This is a genomic window from Gramella sp. AN32 (genome assembly GCF_023718305.1).
Classification (GTDB): domain Bacteria; phylum Bacteroidota; class Bacteroidia; order Flavobacteriales; family Flavobacteriaceae; genus Christiangramia; species Christiangramia antarctica.
The window spans coordinates 79000-95032 of record NZ_QEYO01000017.1; the positions used below are offsets into that span (position 1 = coordinate 79000).

Genomic DNA, 16033 nt, shown 5'->3' on the forward strand with positions numbered 1-16033 from the left:
TATGAGCATCTTAATAAAACCTGTTATTACAGAAAAAGCTACTGCTGATAGTGAGCTGAATAACCGCTTCACTTTTGTAGTAAGTAACAAGGCTAATAAGATTCAGATTAGACAAGCAGTCGAGTCTGCTTATGGCGTGAATGTTACTAGCGTTCGAACTATAAACGTCCGTCCAGATCGCAATACCAAATTCACAAAATCTGGTATGATCACTGGTAAAACAAAAGGTTTTAAGAAAGCCATTGTACAGGTGACGGAAGGTGAAACTATTGATTTGTATAGTAATCTTTAAGATTAAAAAATGTCAGTTAGAAAATTAAAACCAATCACTCCTGGTCAGCGTTTTAGAGTAGTAAACGGGTATGACGCCGTAACTACTGATAAGCCGGAAAAAAGCCTTTTGGCTCCGATCAAAAAATCGGGAGGAAGAAACAGTCAGGGAAAAATGACCATCCGCTATAAGGGTGGTGGTCATAAAAGAAGATATCGTGTGATCGATTTCAAACGTAATAAGTTCGGGATTCCTGCAACTGTCGCGTCTATTGAATATGATCCAAACAGAACAGCTTTTATCGCTTTACTGAATTATCAGGATGGTGAGAAAAGGTATATCATAGCTCAAAATGGACTGCAAGTAGATCAGAACCTTGTTTCTGGTGAAGATGCTGTAGCTCCTGAAATTGGAAATGCAATGCCCTTGGCAAATATTCCCTTGGGGACCATTATTTCCTGTATCGAACTAAGACCTGGACAAGGCGCGGTTATGGCACGTAGTGCCGGAGCTTTCGCTCAGTTATTGGCCAGAGAAGGAAAATATGCAACGGTTAAATTACCTTCCGGAGAGATAAGAAGAATTCTTTCTCTTTGTATGGCAACGATCGGGGCAGTATCGAATAGTGACCATCAGTTATTGGTGTCTGGTAAAGCAGGTAGAAGCCGTTGGTTAGGTATTCGTCCAAGAACAAGGCCAGTAGCGATGAACCCTGTAGATCACCCGATGGGTGGTGGTGAAGGTAGAGCTTCCGGAGGTCACCCACGTTCAAGAAAAGGTCTTCCTGCTAAAGGATTTAAGACCCGATCTAAAACGAAATCGAGTAATAAGTATATTGTAGAACGTAGAAAGACTAGAAAGAAATAAGATATGGCACGTTCATTAAAAAAAGGACCTTTCGTTCATTACAAACTGGAACTAAAAGTGGCTCAAAATGTTGAGTCAGGAAAGAAAGCCGTGATCAAAACCTGGTCTAGGGCATCTATGATAACTCCAGATTTCGTAGGACAAACCATCGCTGTTCATAATGGGAAACAATTTGTTCCTGTATATGTTACTGAAAATATGGTAGGTCATAAATTAGGAGAATTTTCACCAACCCGTTCTTTTAGAGGACATGCTGGTGCAAAAAATAAAGGTAAACGATAATTGAAGCTATGGGAGTTCGTAAAAGAGAAAGAGCAGAGCAAATAAAAGAAGCCAAAAAACAGGTAGCTTTTGCAAAGTTAAATAACTGCCCTACTTCGCCTAGAAAAATGCGTCTTATGGCGGATCTAGTAAGAGGTGAAAAAGTAGAGAATGCGCTTCATATTCTAAGATTCAGCAAAAAAGAATCTTCTAACCGTCTGGAGAAGTTATTGCTTTCAGCAATTGCTAACTGGCAGGCTAAGAATGAAGATGCAAATCTTGAAGAAGCTGAGTTATTTGTAAGAGAGATTCGTGTAGATGGAGGAAGTATGTTGAAAAGACTTCGTCCTGCTCCACAGGGTCGTGCACACCGAATTAGAAAGAGATCCAATCACGTTACATTAGTGCTTGGAGAAAACAATAATACACAAAGCTAAGAAGATAGTATGGGACAAAAAACAAATCCAATCGGGAATCGCCTTGGTATCATTAGAGGTTGGGAATCCAACTGGTACGGAGGTAATGACTACGGTGATAAATTAGCCGAAGACGATAAGATTAGAAAGTATATCCATGCTCGTCTTTCTAAAGCGAGTGTATCGAGGGTAATCATTGAGCGTACGCTTAAACTTGTAACCGTTACTATCACTACTGCCAGACCTGGTATCATTATCGGTAAAGGTGGACAAGAGGTAGACAAGTTAAAAGAAGAGCTTAAGAAGATTACAGACAAGGAAGTTCAAATTAACATCTTTGAAATTAAAAGACCAGAACTGGACGCTCACTTAGTTGCATCGAGTGTTGCAAGACAAATTGAGAATCGTATCTCTTACCGTCGTGCAATCAAGATGGCTATCGCAGCTGCCATGAGGATGAATGCTGAAGGTATCAAAATTCAAATCTCTGGTAGATTGAATGGTGCTGAGATGGCTCGTTCTGAAGGTTACAAAGATGGTAGGATTCCATTGTCTACTTTTAGAGCCGACATTGACTATGCTTTAGTTGAGGCACACACTACGTATGGTAGATTGGGTGTTAAAGTATGGATCATGAAAGGTGAGGTTTACGGTAAAAGAGAACTTTCGCCGCTAGTTGGTCTTGCAAAAAACCAAGGTAAAAAATCCGGTGCCGCAGGAGGACGTGGAGGAAACAAATCACGTCGCAGAAAGTAATTTTTTAAAGTAAATAGAAAATGTTACAACCTAAAAGAACAAAATATCGCAAGCAGCAAAAAGGCCGTATGAAAGGTGTATCTCAAAGAGGACATCGTCTTTCAAATGGAACTTTTGGTATAAAATCTACAGATTCCAGCTTCGTTACCGCACGCCAAATTGAAGCAGCGCGTATTGCTGCTACCCGTTTTATGAAAAGAGAAGGATCTATCTGGATCAAAATTTTCCCGGATAAGCCTATCACAAAGAAACCTCTTGAAGTACGTATGGGTAAAGGTAAAGGTGCCGTTGAATATTGGGCAGCTGTAGTAAAACCAGGAAGGATTATGTTTGAAATTGGTGGTGTACCAATGGATGTTGCAAAAGAGGCATTGCGTCTTGCAGCACAGAAACTTCCGGTAAGGACCAAATTTGTTGTAGCGAGAGATTATCAAGAATAATTTTTGAAATTATGAAACAATCAGAAGTAAAAGAATTGTCTGTTGCAGAATTGCAGGAAGAGCTTGGTAAATCTCGAAAAGCTTATTCAGATTTAAAAATGGCTCACGCTGTTTCGCCTTTGGAAAATCCAATCCAATTAAGGGGAGAAAGAAGAAAGATCGCGAGATTAGCGACAGAGTTAACTAAAAGAGAACAACAATAATTGTTATTCTGCTGAAAGATGGAAAAAAGAAACTTAAGAAAAGAACGTGTAGGAGTTGTTACAAGTAATAAAATGCAGAAATCCATTGTGGTTTCTGAGGTTAAGAAAGTAAAACACCCCATGTATGGAAAATTCGTTTTAAAAACGAAAAAGTACGTAGCACACGACGAAAATAACGACTGCAACGAAGGTGATACTGTAAAGATCATGGAAACTAGACCTTTAAGTAAATCTAAATGTTGGAGATTAGTAGAAATCATAGAAAGAGCTAAATAATCATGGTACAACAAGAATCTAGATTAAGAGTAGCAGATAACACCGGGGCAAAAGAAGTTTTGACGATTCGTGTGTTAGGAGGTACAAAGAAAAGGTACGCATCTGTTGGAGATAAAATCGTTGTAAGTGTAAAAGAATCTACTCCTAATGGTAGCATTAAAAAAGGAGCAGTTTCAACAGCGGTTGTTGTACGCACGAAAAAAGAAGTTCGCAGACCTGATGGATCTTATATTCGTTTCGACGATAATGCATGTGTATTGCTAGGACCTCAAGGTGAAATGCGTGGAACCCGTGTTTTTGGGCCCGTTGCGAGAGAACTTCGTGATAAGCAATTCATGAAAATTGTATCATTGGCACCTGAAGTGCTTTAATACATTAAAAAAATGACAAAGCTTAAAATTAAATCAGGAGACCAGGTAAGAGTGAATTCCGGAGACCATAAAGGTCAGGAAGGTAAAGTTCAGAAGGTACTTCGTGATAAGAATAAAGCCATCGTGGAAGGGGTTAATATGATCTCTAAACATGAGAAGCCAAGTGCTTCCAATCCACAAGGTGGAATTAAAGAGAAAGAAGCTCCTATCCATATTTCAAATTTATCTTTGATCGACAAAAATGGTAACACTACCAGAGTTGGACATAGAGAAGAGGATGGGAAGAAAGTAAGATTTTCTAAAAAATCTAATGAAGTAATATAGTTATGGCATACGTACCTAGACTTAAAACAGAATATAACGAAAGAGTGAAAAATGCCCTTTCGGAAGAATTTAGCTACTCCAATATTATGGAAGTGCCTAAACTTGAGAAAATAGTAATTAGCCGTGGAGTTGGTGGAGCAGTAGCCGATAAGAAACTTATCGATCATGCTGTAGATGAACTTACCGCTATTAGTGGTCAAAAGGCTATATCTACTATTTCTAAGAAGGATGTGGCAACATTCAAACTTCGTAAAGGAATGCCAATTGGCGCAAAAGTTACTTTACGCGGATTTAGAATGTATGAATTCTTAGATAGACTTATTACTAGCGCGTTACCGCGAGTAAGAGATTTTAGCGGTATCAAAGCTAATGGATTTGATGGAAGGGGTAATTATAACCTGGGTGTTACCGAGCAAATTATTTTTCCTGAAATCGACATTGATGCAGTGAATAGAATTTCCGGTATGGACATCACTTTTGTGACTTCAGCTCCAACCGATAAAGAGGCTAAAGCTTTATTAACTGAACTGGGTTTACCTTTTAAAAAGAATTAATTATGGCTAAAGAATCAATGAAAGCCCGTGAGGTGAAAAGACAAAAAATGGTGAAAAAGTATGCTGAAAAGCGTGCAGCTCTTAAAGAAGCTGGCGACTATGAAGGTCTACAAAAATTACCAAAAAACTCTTCTCCAGTACGCTTACATAATAGATGTAAACTTACCGGAAGGCCTAAGGGATATATGAGACAATTTGGTCTTTCTCGAGTTATGTTTAGAGAAATGGCTAACCAGGGCCTTATCCCGGGAGTTAGAAAAGCCAGTTGGTAAAATTATAAATTGGATAAAGGTTCTCCCGATGCCATCGGGTTGAAAACCATTTCCGCAAATTAATATAAATGAATACAGATCCTATTGCAGATTACCTTACCAGGATTAGAAATGCGAATGCTGCCAACCATAGAGTTGTAGAGATTCCTGCTTCTAACCTGAAGAAAGAGATGACCAAGATTTTGTTTGATCAGGGGTATATTCTTAGTTACAAATTCGAAGATGATACCGCTCAGGGAACCATCAAAATCGCTCTTAAGTATGATAAACTTACTAAAGACCCGGTAATTAAGAAAATTCAAAGAATTAGTAAACCTGGTTTGCGTAAGTATGCCGGAGCAAATGAATTACCTAGAATCCTTAACGGTTTAGGTATTGCTATTGTTTCTACATCACATGGAGTAATGACAGGAAAGCAAGCTCAGGCCGATAAAGTTGGTGGTGAGGTATTGTGTTACGTATATTAATACTTAAAAAGACTTAAGAAATGTCAAGAATAGGTAAGAATCCAGTAACAATTCCAGAAGGTGTAAATGTAGATTACAAAGAAGGTGTTGTCACGGTAAAAGGAAAATTAGGAGAGCTTAAACAGGAGATCAAAGATATCGACGTGAAAATCGAAGATAATCAGGTTGTTTTTGAAAGATCTTCAGATAAAAGTGCAGATAAAGCAAAACATGGTTTATATCGTGCTTTGGTAAATAATATGGTTGAAGGAGTAACCACTGGTTTTACGAAAGAACTGGAATTGGTTGGTGTTGGTTACCGTGCAAGCAACCAGGGAAATAAGCTGGAGATTGCTGTGGGGTATTCTCATAATATTGTTTTGAACCTTGCTCCTGAAGTAAAAGTAGAAACTGTTTCAGAAAAAGGTAAGAATCCAATCATCAAGCTTTCTTCCCACGACAAGCAACTTGTTGGACAGGTAGCTGCGAAGATTCGTTCTTTCAGAAGTCCGGAACCTTACAAAGGAAAAGGGATCAAGTTTGTTGGTGAGCAATTAAGAAGAAAAGCAGGTAAATCAGCATAATAAAATTTAGTTATGGCAGTGTCAAAACAAGATAGAAGAAATAAAATCAGAAGACGAATCCGCAGGGATATCGTTGGGACTGTAAGTCGCCCTAGATTGTCTGTTTTCAGAAGCAATAAAGAAATTTATGCGCAGATTATCGATGATGTAGAGGGTAAAACCTTAGCATCGGCTTCTTCAAGAGATAAAGGTATTGCAGATGGTGCTGCAGACCGCAAAGAGCAGGCCGCCAAAGTTGGTAAAGCACTAGCTGAAAAGGCAAAAAAGGCCGGGATTGAAACTATTTCCTTTGATAGGGGAGGTTATTTGTATCACGGAAGAGTTAAATCATTAGCAGATGGTGCTCGCGAAGGAGGACTAAAATTCTAAAAATATGTATCAAGATTATAAAAACGTAGAACATGTAAAGCCAAGTGGTCTTGAATTGAAAGATCGTTTAGTAGGTGTACAACGTGTTACTAAAGTTACAAAAGGTGGTAGAGCATTTGGATTCTCTGCAATCGTAGTGGTTGGGGATGAAAATGGTGTTGTAGGTCATGGGCTTGGGAAATCCAAGGAAGTGGCAGATGCAATCTCTAAGGCTGTTGAAGATTCTAAGAAGAATCTGGTACGTATTCCTTTACACAAAGGTACATTACCTCACGAGCAAAAAGGAAAATATGGTGGAGCAAGGGTTTTATTACTACCTGCCGCCACAGGTACCGGGATTATCGCTGGTGGAGCAATTCGTGCCGTATTGGAATCTGTCGGGGTACATGATGTACTTTCAAAGAACCAGGGATCTTCGAATCCACATAACGTGGTAAAGGCTACATTTGATGCCCTATTACAATTAAGAAGTGCTGATACGGTTGCGAAACAGAGAGGTATTTCTTTAGAAAAGGTATTTAAAGGATAAATCAAGGAAAAGATGGGAAAGATAAAAGTAACCAAAGTAAAGAGTGCTATTAATCGTACCAAAAACCAAAAGAGAATTCTTGAGTCTTTAGGACTTAGGAAGATTGGTCAAACGATTGAGCATGATGACACGCCAAACATCCTTGGTATGGTAAATAAAGTTAAACACTTAGTTTCTGTAGAAGAAACCAAATAATAATCTCTCATGGATTTAAGTAATTTAAAACCTGCAGAAGGTTCAGTAAGAAAAAATTGTAAGCGTATTGGGCGTGGAGAAGGTTCCGGAAAAGGAGGAACTTCTACTCGTGGTCACAAAGGTGCCAAGTCACGTTCAGGATACTCTAAAAAGATAGGTTTTGAAGGTGGGCAAATGCCACTTCAAAGACGTGTTCCTAAATTTGGATTCAATAATATAAACCGAAAAGATTATCAGGGGATTAACCTTGATATCCTTCAGGCCAGAGTTGATGAAGGAAGAATTACGGATACGGTAGATATTGACGTGTTGGTTGAAAACGGTCTTGCCGGAAGAAACGAACTGGTTAAGATCTTAGGTAGAGGTGAATTAAAAGCTAAATTGAAAATATCTGCTCATAAATTTACAGCGTCAGCAAAAGAAGCTATTGAGGCTGCTGGTGGTGAAGTTGTTAATTTATAATAGATACACTCATGAAATTCATCAATACGATTCAAAATATCTGGAAAATCGAGGAGCTAAAAAACCGAATTTTAGTTACCCTCGGTTTACTTTTAGTGTACAGGTTTGGTGCGCAGGTAGTGCTTCCGGGAATTGATGCGGCCCAACTTTCTAATTTGGCCAATCAAACCGATAGCGGTCTACTTGGGCTCTTAAATGCCTTTACCGGTGGTGCTTTTTCAAATGCTTCAGTATTCGCATTGGGAATTATGCCATATATTTCTGCTTCTATTGTAGTTCAGTTGATGGGAATTGCGATTCCTTATCTTCAAAAACTTCAAAAAGAAGGTGAAAGTGGAAGAAAGAAAATTAATCAAATTACGCGTTGGTTAACCATCGCAATCACCCTGGTGCAGGGTCCCGGTTATATTTATAACCTTTTTAATACCTTACCAAGTGAGGCATTCCTACTAGGAGACAACCTTACTTTTGTCATTTCATCAGTTATTATCCTTACCACGGGAACTATTTTTGCCATGTGGTTAGGGGAAAAGATTACGGATAAAGGTATTGGGAACGGAATCTCGCTTTTAATTATGGTAGGTATTATTGCCACGTTACCTCAGGCATTTATTCAGGAATTTGCTTCCAGAGTATTTGAATCTAATGGTGGATTGGTAATGATCCTTATCGAACTTGTAATCTGGTTTGCGATAATCCTGGGTTCTGTAATGCTGGTGATGGCAGTTCGCCAAATACCCGTACAGTATGCCCGGAGAACAGCTTCAGGAGGATACGAGAAGAATGTATTTGGATCAAGGCAATATATTCCTTTAAAGTTAAATGCTTCAGGAGTAATGCCAATCATCTTTGCGCAGGCAATTATGTTTATTCCGGTTGCTGTAGCAGGACTTTCGGAGTCTGATGCTGCACAAGGGGTAACGGCAGCCTTTCAGAATATATTTGGGTTCTGGTATAATCTTGTTTTCGCTTTATTGATCATTGTATTTACCTATTTCTATACGGCAATTACGGTACCTACTAATAAGATGGCAGATGACCTGAAGAGAAGTGGTGGTTTTATTCCCGGAATTCGTCCAGGAACTGAAACTTCCGAATATCTGGATAAGATTATGTCACAAATTACGCTACCAGGATCTGTTTTCCTTGCTTTAATTGCGGTGTTTCCAGCATTCGTGGTTAATCTTTTAGGGGTGCAACAAAACTGGGCGCTGTTTTTCGGAGGAACCTCCCTGCTAATTATGGTTGGGGTTGCCATTGATACAATGCAGCAGGTAAATTCATATTTGTTGAACAGGCATTACGATGGCCTGATGAAAACTGGTAAAAACAGAAAAGCAGTAGCGTAATAGATAGTAGTTGTTGCTAAACATGACAGAAATGCATCTCTGTGCACTTGGTATAATAAATGCATCATCTTGACTGCTAATAGTAATAACAAAAACTAAATATTTTAAATGGCAAAACAAGCAGCAATAGAACAGGACGGAACAATCATCGAAGCGTTATCGAACGCGATGTTTCGTGTTGAACTTGAAAATGGTCATGTTGTGACCGCACACATCTCTGGAAAAATGCGTATGCATTACATTAAATTACTTCCTGGGGATAAAGTAAAATTAGAAATGAGTCCTTACGATTTAACGAAGGCAAGAATAACTTATAGATATTAGAAAGTAATTTTCAACCTTTTATAAATTTTTTATACTTTTGCACTCTGAAAAATTTATGAAGACTGAAAAACACAATTTGAGTTAACAGGCTCATAACGTGATTTAAAAAAAATAAGATGAAAGTTAGAGCATCCATAAAAAAGAGAAGTGCCGACTGCAAAATTGTACGCAGAAAAGGGCGCCTTTACGTAATTAACAAAAAGAATCCTAGATTTAAACAAAGACAAGGCTAATTATGGCAAGAATTGCAGGGGTAGATATACCCAAACAAAAGCGAGGAGTTATAGCATTGACCTATATCTTCGGAATTGGTAAAAGCAGATCTCAAAAGATCCTTGCTGAAGCTAAAGTAGACGAAAGCAAAAAAGTTTCTGAATGGGACGATGATGAAATTGGTCGTATTCGTGAGGCTGTTGGTCAGTTTACAATTGAAGGAGAATTACGTACTGAGGTTCAGATAAGCATTAAACGTCTTATGGACATTGGATGTTACAGGGGTATTCGTCATAGAGCTGGTTTGCCACTAAGGGGGCAACGTACTAAGAATAACTCCAGAACCAGAAAAGGAAGAAGAAAAACTGTTGCCAACAAGAAGAAAGCAACTAAATAGTAAGTAGTATGGCAAAGAAAACAGGTCAAAAAGCTCAAAAGACTACAAAGAAACGTAAAGTTATCGTTGAAGCAAATGGAGAAGCACATGTAACAGCTTCTTTCAACAACATCATTATTTCACTTACCAATAAAAAAGGTGATGTGGTTTCATGGTCTTCAGCTGGTAAAATGGGTTTCAGGGGATCTAAGAAAAACACTCCTTATGCTGCACAACTTGCTGCTGAAGATGCTTCTAAAGTAGCTCAGGAAGCAGGATTGCGTAAAGTAAAGGTGTATGTAAAAGGTCCTGGAAACGGTAGGGAATCTGCAATTAGATCTATTCACAACAGTGGGATAGAAGTAACTGAGATCATCGATATCACTCCACTTCCCCACAACGGTTGTCGTCCACCTAAAAGACGTAGAGTTTAATCAAATTTAATCATAGGAGAGGAGTTAGATTATCGAAGGACGAATGCCTTAATTCATAATCCCTTTCTATAACTTTAAAAAGAATGGCAAGATATACAGGACCTAAAACTAAAATAGCCCGAAAATTCGGTGAAGCTATTTTTGGTGAAGACAAGTCTTTTGAGAAAAGAAATTATCCTCCGGGACAACACGGGAATAACCGTCGTCGTGGAAAAAAATCGGAATATGCTATCCAGTTAATGGAAAAGCAAAAAGCGAAATATACCTATGGTATTCTTGAGCGCCAATTCCGTAATATGTTTGAAAAAGCTACCAGGTCACAAGGTATTACCGGTGAGGTACTCCTTCAATTATGTGAATCCCGTTTAGATAATGTTGTTTATAGAATGGGTGTAGCTCCTTCCAGAAGAGCAGCAAGACAATTAGTAGGGCACCGTCACATGACTGTGAATGGTGAACTGGTAAATATTCCTTCTTACCACCTTAAACCTGGAGATGTTGTGGGAGTAAGGGAAAAATCTAAATCGTTAAACACGATTCAGGAATCTCTTTCAAATAATAGTAGTGTTTACGAATGGATCACCTGGAATTCTGAAAAGAAAGAAGGAACTTTTGTTGCAGTACCTGGAAGAGTTCAAATTCCTGAAAACATCAACGAACAATTCATAGTCGAATTATATTCGAAATAATAATTCATACAGAAGTCGAAATATGGCAATATTAAATTTTCAGAAGCCCGATAAAGTTATAATGATTGATTCTACAGATTTCGAAGGGAAATTTGAATTTCGTCCCTTGGAACCTGGTTATGGATTAACCGTTGGTAACGCTTTAAGACGAGTGCTTCTATCTTCTCTGGAGGGTTTCGCGATTACTTCAGTAAGAATTGAAGGTGTAGATCACGAATTCTCAACCATTGCAGGTGTAGTGGAAGATGTAACTGAAATCATCCTTAATCTGAAACAGATCAGGTTCAAAAGACAAATCGATGAGATCGACAATGAGTCGGTTACCATTTCGGTTTCAGGAGAAGAACAATTAACTGCCGGTCACTTCCAAAAGTTTATCTCAGGTTTTCAAATTCTTAACCCAGACCAGGTGGTTTGTAATATGGATAAGAAAGTGAACCTTAATATGGAGATCACTATCGAAAAAGGTAGAGGTTATGTTCCGGCTGAAGAAAATAAGAAAGCTAATGCCCCACTAGGGACTATTTTCACTGACTCTATTTACACTCCAATTAAGAATGTAAAATACAGTATTGAAAACTACCGTGTTGAGCAGAAGACAGATTATGAAAAACTTATTTTTGAAATCATTAGTGACGGTTCTATTCATCCAAAAGATGCATTGACCGAGGCTGCTAAGACACTTATTCACCACTTCATGTTATTCTCAGATGAGAGGATCACTTTAGAGGCTGATGAAATAGCTCAGACGGAAACTTATGATGAAGAATCCCTTCACATGAGACAGTTGCTTAAAACAAAACTGGTAGATCTTGATCTTTCAGTTAGAGCATTAAACTGTTTAAAAGCTGCTGAAGTAGATACTCTTGGAGATCTTGTTTCTTACAATAAGAACGATTTGATGAAATTCAGAAACTTCGGTAAGAAATCTTTAACCGAACTGGAAGAATTGGTAAGCAATAAAGGTTTGAACTTTGGGATGGACCTTTCAAAATATAAACTAGATAAAGACTAAACTTAGAATTTAGAATTTAGAGGTGGGATTTGGGTTAATATTGAATAACCTGCAAATTATCTAACGTCTAAAGTCTAACGTCTAAAATCTAATATAATGAGACACGGAAAGAAAATAAATCATTTAGGAAGACAAACCGCACATCGCAAGGCGATGCTTGCAAACATGGCGTGTTCCCTAATTGAGCATAAAAGGATAAATACTACCGTGGCCAAAGCAAAAGCCTTAAAGGTATTTGTAGAGCCATTGGTTACGAAATGTAAGGAAGATACTACTCACAATAGGCGTCTTGTTTTCAGTAAGCTTAGAAGCAAAGAAGCGGTAACTGAACTTTTCCGCGAGGTTGCCCCTAAAGTTGGAGATCGTCCGGGAGGATATACCAGGGTTATTAAACTGGGAAGCCGTCAGGGTGATGCTGCTGAAATGGCTTTGGTAGAGTTGGTAGATTTCAATGAAACTTACAACGTAGGTGATAAGCCTAAGAAGAAAAAATCTACTCGTCGTGCCGGTAAGAAAACCACCGATGCTGTTGTAACTGAAACTCCGGCAACTGAGCCAAAAGCGCAAGAGGAAAAACCAAAGGAGCAAGAGGAAAAACCAAAGGAGCAAGAGGAAAAACCAAAAACAGAAGCAGAAGCTCCTAAAGCTGAAAATGCGAAACCAGAGCCAAAAGCTGAAGAAAAGAAAGACGATAAAAAAGACGAATAATATGATTCTTTTTAAAATCTAAATATCAAAGGATAAACTTCAATAGTTTATCCTTTTTTTATATCTAATAATTTTATTTAATTATTTTTGCCATCGCGGCAATCACATTACAATTATGAAATATCAGGCTAAGAAAAAGGCAATTATTTTACTTGAGGACGGAACGATTTTCTACGGAAAAGCCATCGGAAATAAAGATGGAAGTGCGGTTGGGGAAGTCTGTTTCAATACGGGTATGACCGGGTATCAGGAAATCTTTACAGATCCTTCATATTATGGACAGTTAATGGTGACCACCAATGCCCATATTGGTAACTACGGAACAAATAAGGACGAGAATGAATCAAACGGCGTAAAAATTGCCGGGCTCATTTGTAAAAATTTCAGTTATAACTATTCGCGTCCCGCTGCAGATCAGGGATTACTGGAATTTCTTGAAGAAAGCGAGCTTTTCGGGATTTCAGATGTAGATACCCGGGCACTTGTCACCTACATTCGCGAAAATGGTGCGATGAATGCGATAATTTCTACCGATGTTGATAATATTGATAAATTAAAAGAAACTTTAGCAGAAGTGCCCAATATGAATGGATTGGAGCTTGCCTCCAAAGTTTCCGTGACGGAGCCTTACTATTTTGGTAATGAAGATGCTACCTATAAAATTGCGGCATTAGATGTGGGGATTAAACAAAATATCCTTCGGAATTTGGCAAAACGGGATGCTTATATAAAAGTGTTCCCTTACAATACTACTTATGAAGATATGAAATCCTGGAATCCTGATGGATATTTTCTTTCCAATGGGCCCGGCGATCCTCAACCTCTGGAAAGCGCTATTAATGTGACCAAAACAATTATCGAGAATGATCATCCTTTGTTCGGTATTTGTCTTGGCCACCAGATCATTGCCCTTGCCAATGGAATTGGAACCTATAAAATGCACCACGGTCACCGCGGAATAAATCATCCTGTTAAGAATATGATTACAGGAAAGGGAGAAATCACCTCGCAAAACCACGGATTTTCAGTAGACCGGGAACAAACTGAAAATCATCCCGATGTGGAAATTACCCATATTTGTTTAAATGATGGGACCGTTGGCGGCCTTGCCATGAAAAGCAAGAATGTATTTTCAGTACAATATCATCCTGAAGCCAGTCCCGGGCCGCATGATGCCAGTTATCTTTTTGATGAATTTATTGAAAGGATTAAATCGGCTAAAGCCTAATAAGCTTATAGTCTGAAACTTAAAAAAGATCGCTCTAAAGCGATCTTTTTTTTATTACGCTTAGATGTAAAAAATATTTGCCATTGTGCAATATTATTATAGATTTGAAATCGAATTCATCAAAAAAATAAAAAATGAAAAAAATCTACTTTTCACTATGCATCCTGTTTTCTCTGAATCTTTCAGCTCAGGAAACCACCAATCAATTTTCCTTAAACTTTCTAATTCCTTCCGCCGAATATGAAGTTGCGCTTTCAGAAAATACGAGTATAGATGCTATAGTTGGAATTGGCGCCGGTTATCATAAATCAGGTTTCGACGATTCATCTGAATTTGGTATTTTTCCCCAGTTTGAAGCCCAGTATCGCTGGTATTATAATTTCGCTAAAAGAGAACGCAAAGGGAAAAAAGTCTCTGAAAATAGTGCAAACTATATAGCAGCAGTTGGGATATTCGCCGGTGGCGATCCTCTTATTGGCGATATGGAACTTAATAATGATTATGTGGGATTCGTGGGGCCTGCCTGGGGATTGCAACGAATTTACAATGGTAATTTTAAACTAAATTTAAATCTTGGGATGGGTCTTGGGTTTAATGATCTTGGAGATCAATATTTATCCCCACTTATTGATATCCAATTAGGTTTCAAATTAGGAAAATAAACATTCAAGATTCTTTTAGTAAAGAACCAAAGCTGACAATTTTGTCGGCTTTTTTAATAGACGGATACGCATACATTTAAATTTATAGTAACTTAGAACGATATGGATTCTATTTACAAATGAAAAAGTTCACCATTTTTTTATTGTTATTTCCTTTATTATCCAAGGGGCAAAGAATTGTTGAGAATCAATTTTCTTTAAATATCCTTATCCCTTCTGCTGAATATGAGCTGGCCGTTTCGCAAAATACTTCATTGGATGCGCTTGTGGGAATTGGTTTTGCCTATAGTAACTCTACATTTGAAGATGCGCAATTCGCGATCACCCCACAGTTCATGACACAGTATCGCTGGTATTATAATTTTGGTAAACGGGAAGGTAAATTATTAAAAACTTCAGAAAATAGTGGGAATTATATCGCTGGCGTTGGAACAATATCAGGCGGGCAAGCCCTAATTGGAAATATCGATTATTTAAATGATTATAGCGCCTTTGTAGGACCGGCCTGGGGATTGCAAAGAGTGTATGATTCAGGATTTAAACTCAACCTCAATCTCGGCGTGGGCTATGAGTTTAATGATATTGGAGATCATGCGATTGCTCCTTTCTTTGGTCTTCAACTGGGATGGAAATTAGGGAAATAATGATTTGTCTTTACAGCTCATATTGTTGTTACCCACAATAATAACAAAATTAGAACTTAAGAAATTAAATAAATTATTTAAATTGATTCTAAATTATATACATATAGTATATAATATTCTAAAATTTGTAAATTTGAATGATCTTAAAAATAAAGAGAGATTGTTCACACCACATAAACAATCTCCCATTTTAAAACATAAAATTAACCGACTAGTTAAAGTTTAAGATCATGAAGATTTTAAATTCCTAAAAAAATCTTCGCTAACTCCCAAGTAATTTCAGCTATAAGAAGTAGCACATGTAAATTGAATCCTTTCCTCCTTGAGGGGTCGGATTCTTAGTGTCTATTTTTAGACATAATCTTTATTAGTTCATTCTATACCATCTGTTTCATAATTGTGGTTTATAATTAATTTTAGTTACTTTTGAATGAAAGTAAAGAGTCTGAACACCATTTTTTTACAAAGAACTTTTCGACTAAAATGTCGACGGGTCTAAATTATAAAAATATAACGGTTAGATATAAAATAGTTTTCAGGAATTATTAACAATTAATCCTAAATTACTGTGGGTAACATCGGTTCATCGCAAATAACGGGTAGTTTGCTGAAAATTGTTATTTTAGAAACCAGGAAAGAAAATGTTTAAGCCGACAAGTCCGCGTCCTTACTCCCGCAACTTGCGATAGTGTGCCGAGCAAGCAATGACCGGCAATAAATAGTCATTGTGAACTATAATTAAGATGGTAGAACCGACCTACCAGTGTCGTCTTATAGGAGAAGGCATTAAACCAC

At 37.8% G+C, this 16033-nt stretch carries 29 protein-coding genes; all 29 read left to right on the top strand.

Annotation, left to right across the window (positions count from 1 at the left end; translation table 11 throughout):
- Position 1: 1 nt before the first annotated feature.
- The 29 genes from rplW (at position 2) to DHD80_RS16105 (ending at position 15238) form a co-directional block, all read left to right on the top strand.
- Positions 2 to 292 carry a 50S ribosomal protein L23 gene (rplW, locus tag DHD80_RS15965; RefSeq protein WP_251742463.1) on the top strand — a complete coding sequence of 97 codons (291 nt, stop codon included), beginning with the start codon at positions 2 to 4 and terminating at the stop codon, positions 290 to 292.
- A 9-nt stretch (positions 293 to 301) separates the two neighbouring features.
- A complete protein-coding gene (gene rplB / locus DHD80_RS15970; protein WP_251742464.1) occupies positions 302 to 1138 on the top strand; it encodes a 50S ribosomal protein L2 in 837 nt (278 codons plus the stop codon).
- 3 nt (positions 1139 to 1141) lie between these two features.
- Positions 1142 to 1420, top strand: coding sequence for a 30S ribosomal protein S19 (rpsS, locus tag DHD80_RS15975; RefSeq protein ID WP_251742465.1), 279 nt, complete (start codon positions 1142 to 1144; stop codon positions 1418 to 1420).
- Between the two features lie 8 nt (positions 1421 to 1428).
- Positions 1429 to 1836: a 50S ribosomal protein L22 gene (gene rplV / locus DHD80_RS15980; RefSeq protein ID WP_251742466.1), complete on the top strand. Its 408-nt coding sequence runs from the start codon at positions 1429 to 1431 to the stop codon at positions 1834 to 1836.
- 9 nt (positions 1837 to 1845) lie between these two features.
- Positions 1846 to 2571, top strand: a complete 726-nt coding sequence (gene rpsC, locus DHD80_RS15985) for a 30S ribosomal protein S3 (RefSeq protein ID WP_251742467.1) — start codon at positions 1846 to 1848, stop codon at positions 2569 to 2571.
- Between the two features lie 20 nt (positions 2572 to 2591).
- Positions 2592 to 3011, top strand: a complete 420-nt coding sequence (gene rplP, locus DHD80_RS15990) for a 50S ribosomal protein L16 (protein ID WP_251742468.1) — start codon at positions 2592 to 2594, stop codon at positions 3009 to 3011.
- Positions 3012 to 3022: 11 nt separating this feature from the next.
- Positions 3023 to 3214 (top strand): 50S ribosomal protein L29, encoded by a 192-nt coding sequence (gene rpmC, locus DHD80_RS15995; protein WP_251742469.1) that lies wholly within the window; start codon positions 3023 to 3025, stop codon positions 3212 to 3214.
- An 18-nt stretch (positions 3215 to 3232) separates the two neighbouring features.
- Positions 3233 to 3490, top strand: a complete 258-nt coding sequence (gene rpsQ / locus DHD80_RS16000) for a 30S ribosomal protein S17 (protein WP_251742470.1) — start codon at positions 3233 to 3235, stop codon at positions 3488 to 3490.
- A 2-nt stretch (positions 3491 to 3492) separates the two neighbouring features.
- Positions 3493 to 3861: a 50S ribosomal protein L14 gene (gene rplN, locus DHD80_RS16005; protein ID WP_251742471.1), complete on the top strand. Its 369-nt coding sequence runs from the start codon at positions 3493 to 3495 to the stop codon at positions 3859 to 3861.
- Between the two features lie 12 nt (positions 3862 to 3873).
- The gene (rplX, locus tag DHD80_RS16010) at positions 3874 to 4185 is read left to right on the top strand and encodes a 50S ribosomal protein L24 (protein ID WP_251742472.1); all 312 of its coding nucleotides are present in this window, start codon (positions 3874 to 3876) and stop codon (positions 4183 to 4185) included.
- 2 nt (positions 4186 to 4187) lie between these two features.
- Positions 4188 to 4739 (top strand): 50S ribosomal protein L5, encoded by a 552-nt coding sequence (gene rplE / locus DHD80_RS16015; RefSeq protein ID WP_251742473.1) that lies wholly within the window; start codon positions 4188 to 4190, stop codon positions 4737 to 4739.
- Between the two features lie 2 nt (positions 4740 to 4741).
- Entirely contained in the window at positions 4742 to 5011 is a 270-nt protein-coding gene (gene rpsN / locus DHD80_RS16020) for a 30S ribosomal protein S14 (RefSeq protein WP_251742474.1), read from the top strand.
- Positions 5012 to 5079: 68 nt separating this feature from the next.
- Positions 5080 to 5478 (top strand): 30S ribosomal protein S8, encoded by a 399-nt coding sequence (rpsH, locus tag DHD80_RS16025; protein WP_251742475.1) that lies wholly within the window; start codon positions 5080 to 5082, stop codon positions 5476 to 5478.
- A 20-nt stretch (positions 5479 to 5498) separates the two neighbouring features.
- Positions 5499 to 6041: a 50S ribosomal protein L6 gene (gene rplF / locus DHD80_RS16030; protein WP_251742476.1), complete on the top strand. Its 543-nt coding sequence runs from the start codon at positions 5499 to 5501 to the stop codon at positions 6039 to 6041.
- Between the two features lie 12 nt (positions 6042 to 6053).
- Positions 6054 to 6410: a 50S ribosomal protein L18 gene (rplR, locus tag DHD80_RS16035; RefSeq protein WP_251742477.1), complete on the top strand. Its 357-nt coding sequence runs from the start codon at positions 6054 to 6056 to the stop codon at positions 6408 to 6410.
- Between the two features lie 4 nt (positions 6411 to 6414).
- A complete protein-coding gene (gene rpsE / locus DHD80_RS16040) occupies positions 6415 to 6939 on the top strand; it encodes a 30S ribosomal protein S5 (RefSeq protein ID WP_251742478.1) in 525 nt (174 codons plus the stop codon).
- A gap of 12 nt (positions 6940 to 6951) precedes the next feature.
- Positions 6952 to 7134 carry a 50S ribosomal protein L30 gene (gene rpmD, locus DHD80_RS16045; protein ID WP_251742479.1) on the top strand — a complete coding sequence of 61 codons (183 nt, stop codon included), beginning with the start codon at positions 6952 to 6954 and terminating at the stop codon, positions 7132 to 7134.
- 9 nt (positions 7135 to 7143) lie between these two features.
- Complete coding sequence (gene rplO / locus DHD80_RS16050) at positions 7144 to 7596, top strand: 50S ribosomal protein L15 (protein ID WP_251742480.1); 453 nt, start codon at positions 7144 to 7146, stop codon at positions 7594 to 7596.
- An 11-nt stretch (positions 7597 to 7607) separates the two neighbouring features.
- A complete protein-coding gene (secY, locus tag DHD80_RS16055; protein WP_251742481.1) occupies positions 7608 to 8945 on the top strand; it encodes a preprotein translocase subunit SecY in 1338 nt (445 codons plus the stop codon).
- A 108-nt stretch (positions 8946 to 9053) separates the two neighbouring features.
- Positions 9054 to 9269, top strand: a complete 216-nt coding sequence (infA, locus tag DHD80_RS16060) for a translation initiation factor IF-1 (RefSeq protein ID WP_011710675.1) — start codon at positions 9054 to 9056, stop codon at positions 9267 to 9269.
- Between the two features lie 116 nt (positions 9270 to 9385).
- Entirely contained in the window at positions 9386 to 9502 is a 117-nt protein-coding gene (ykgO, locus tag DHD80_RS16065) for a type B 50S ribosomal protein L36 (protein ID WP_010519235.1), read from the top strand.
- 2 nt (positions 9503 to 9504) lie between these two features.
- Entirely contained in the window at positions 9505 to 9879 is a 375-nt protein-coding gene (gene rpsM, locus DHD80_RS16070) for a 30S ribosomal protein S13 (protein WP_251742482.1), read from the top strand.
- An 8-nt stretch (positions 9880 to 9887) separates the two neighbouring features.
- Positions 9888 to 10292: a 30S ribosomal protein S11 gene (gene rpsK, locus DHD80_RS16075; RefSeq protein WP_251742483.1), complete on the top strand. Its 405-nt coding sequence runs from the start codon at positions 9888 to 9890 to the stop codon at positions 10290 to 10292.
- Positions 10293 to 10375: 83 nt separating this feature from the next.
- Positions 10376 to 10981, top strand: a complete 606-nt coding sequence (rpsD, locus tag DHD80_RS16080; RefSeq protein ID WP_251742484.1) for a 30S ribosomal protein S4 — start codon at positions 10376 to 10378, stop codon at positions 10979 to 10981.
- A gap of 22 nt (positions 10982 to 11003) precedes the next feature.
- A complete protein-coding gene (locus DHD80_RS16085) occupies positions 11004 to 11996 on the top strand; it encodes a DNA-directed RNA polymerase subunit alpha (RefSeq protein ID WP_251742485.1) in 993 nt (330 codons plus the stop codon).
- Between the two features lie 96 nt (positions 11997 to 12092).
- Positions 12093 to 12704 carry a 50S ribosomal protein L17 gene (rplQ, locus tag DHD80_RS16090; RefSeq protein WP_251742486.1) on the top strand — a complete coding sequence of 204 codons (612 nt, stop codon included), beginning with the start codon at positions 12093 to 12095 and terminating at the stop codon, positions 12702 to 12704.
- A 115-nt stretch (positions 12705 to 12819) separates the two neighbouring features.
- On the top strand, positions 12820 to 13932 hold the full coding sequence (gene carA / locus DHD80_RS16095) for a glutamine-hydrolyzing carbamoyl-phosphate synthase small subunit (protein ID WP_251742487.1): 1113 nt from the start codon (positions 12820 to 12822) through the stop codon (positions 13930 to 13932).
- Positions 13933 to 14066: 134 nt separating this feature from the next.
- A complete protein-coding gene (locus DHD80_RS16100) occupies positions 14067 to 14594 on the top strand; it encodes a hypothetical protein (RefSeq protein WP_251742488.1) in 528 nt (175 codons plus the stop codon).
- Between the two features lie 119 nt (positions 14595 to 14713).
- Positions 14714 to 15238, top strand: a complete 525-nt coding sequence (locus tag DHD80_RS16105) for a hypothetical protein (protein WP_251742489.1) — start codon at positions 14714 to 14716, stop codon at positions 15236 to 15238.
- The last annotated feature ends 795 nt before the right edge of the window (positions 15239 to 16033 follow it).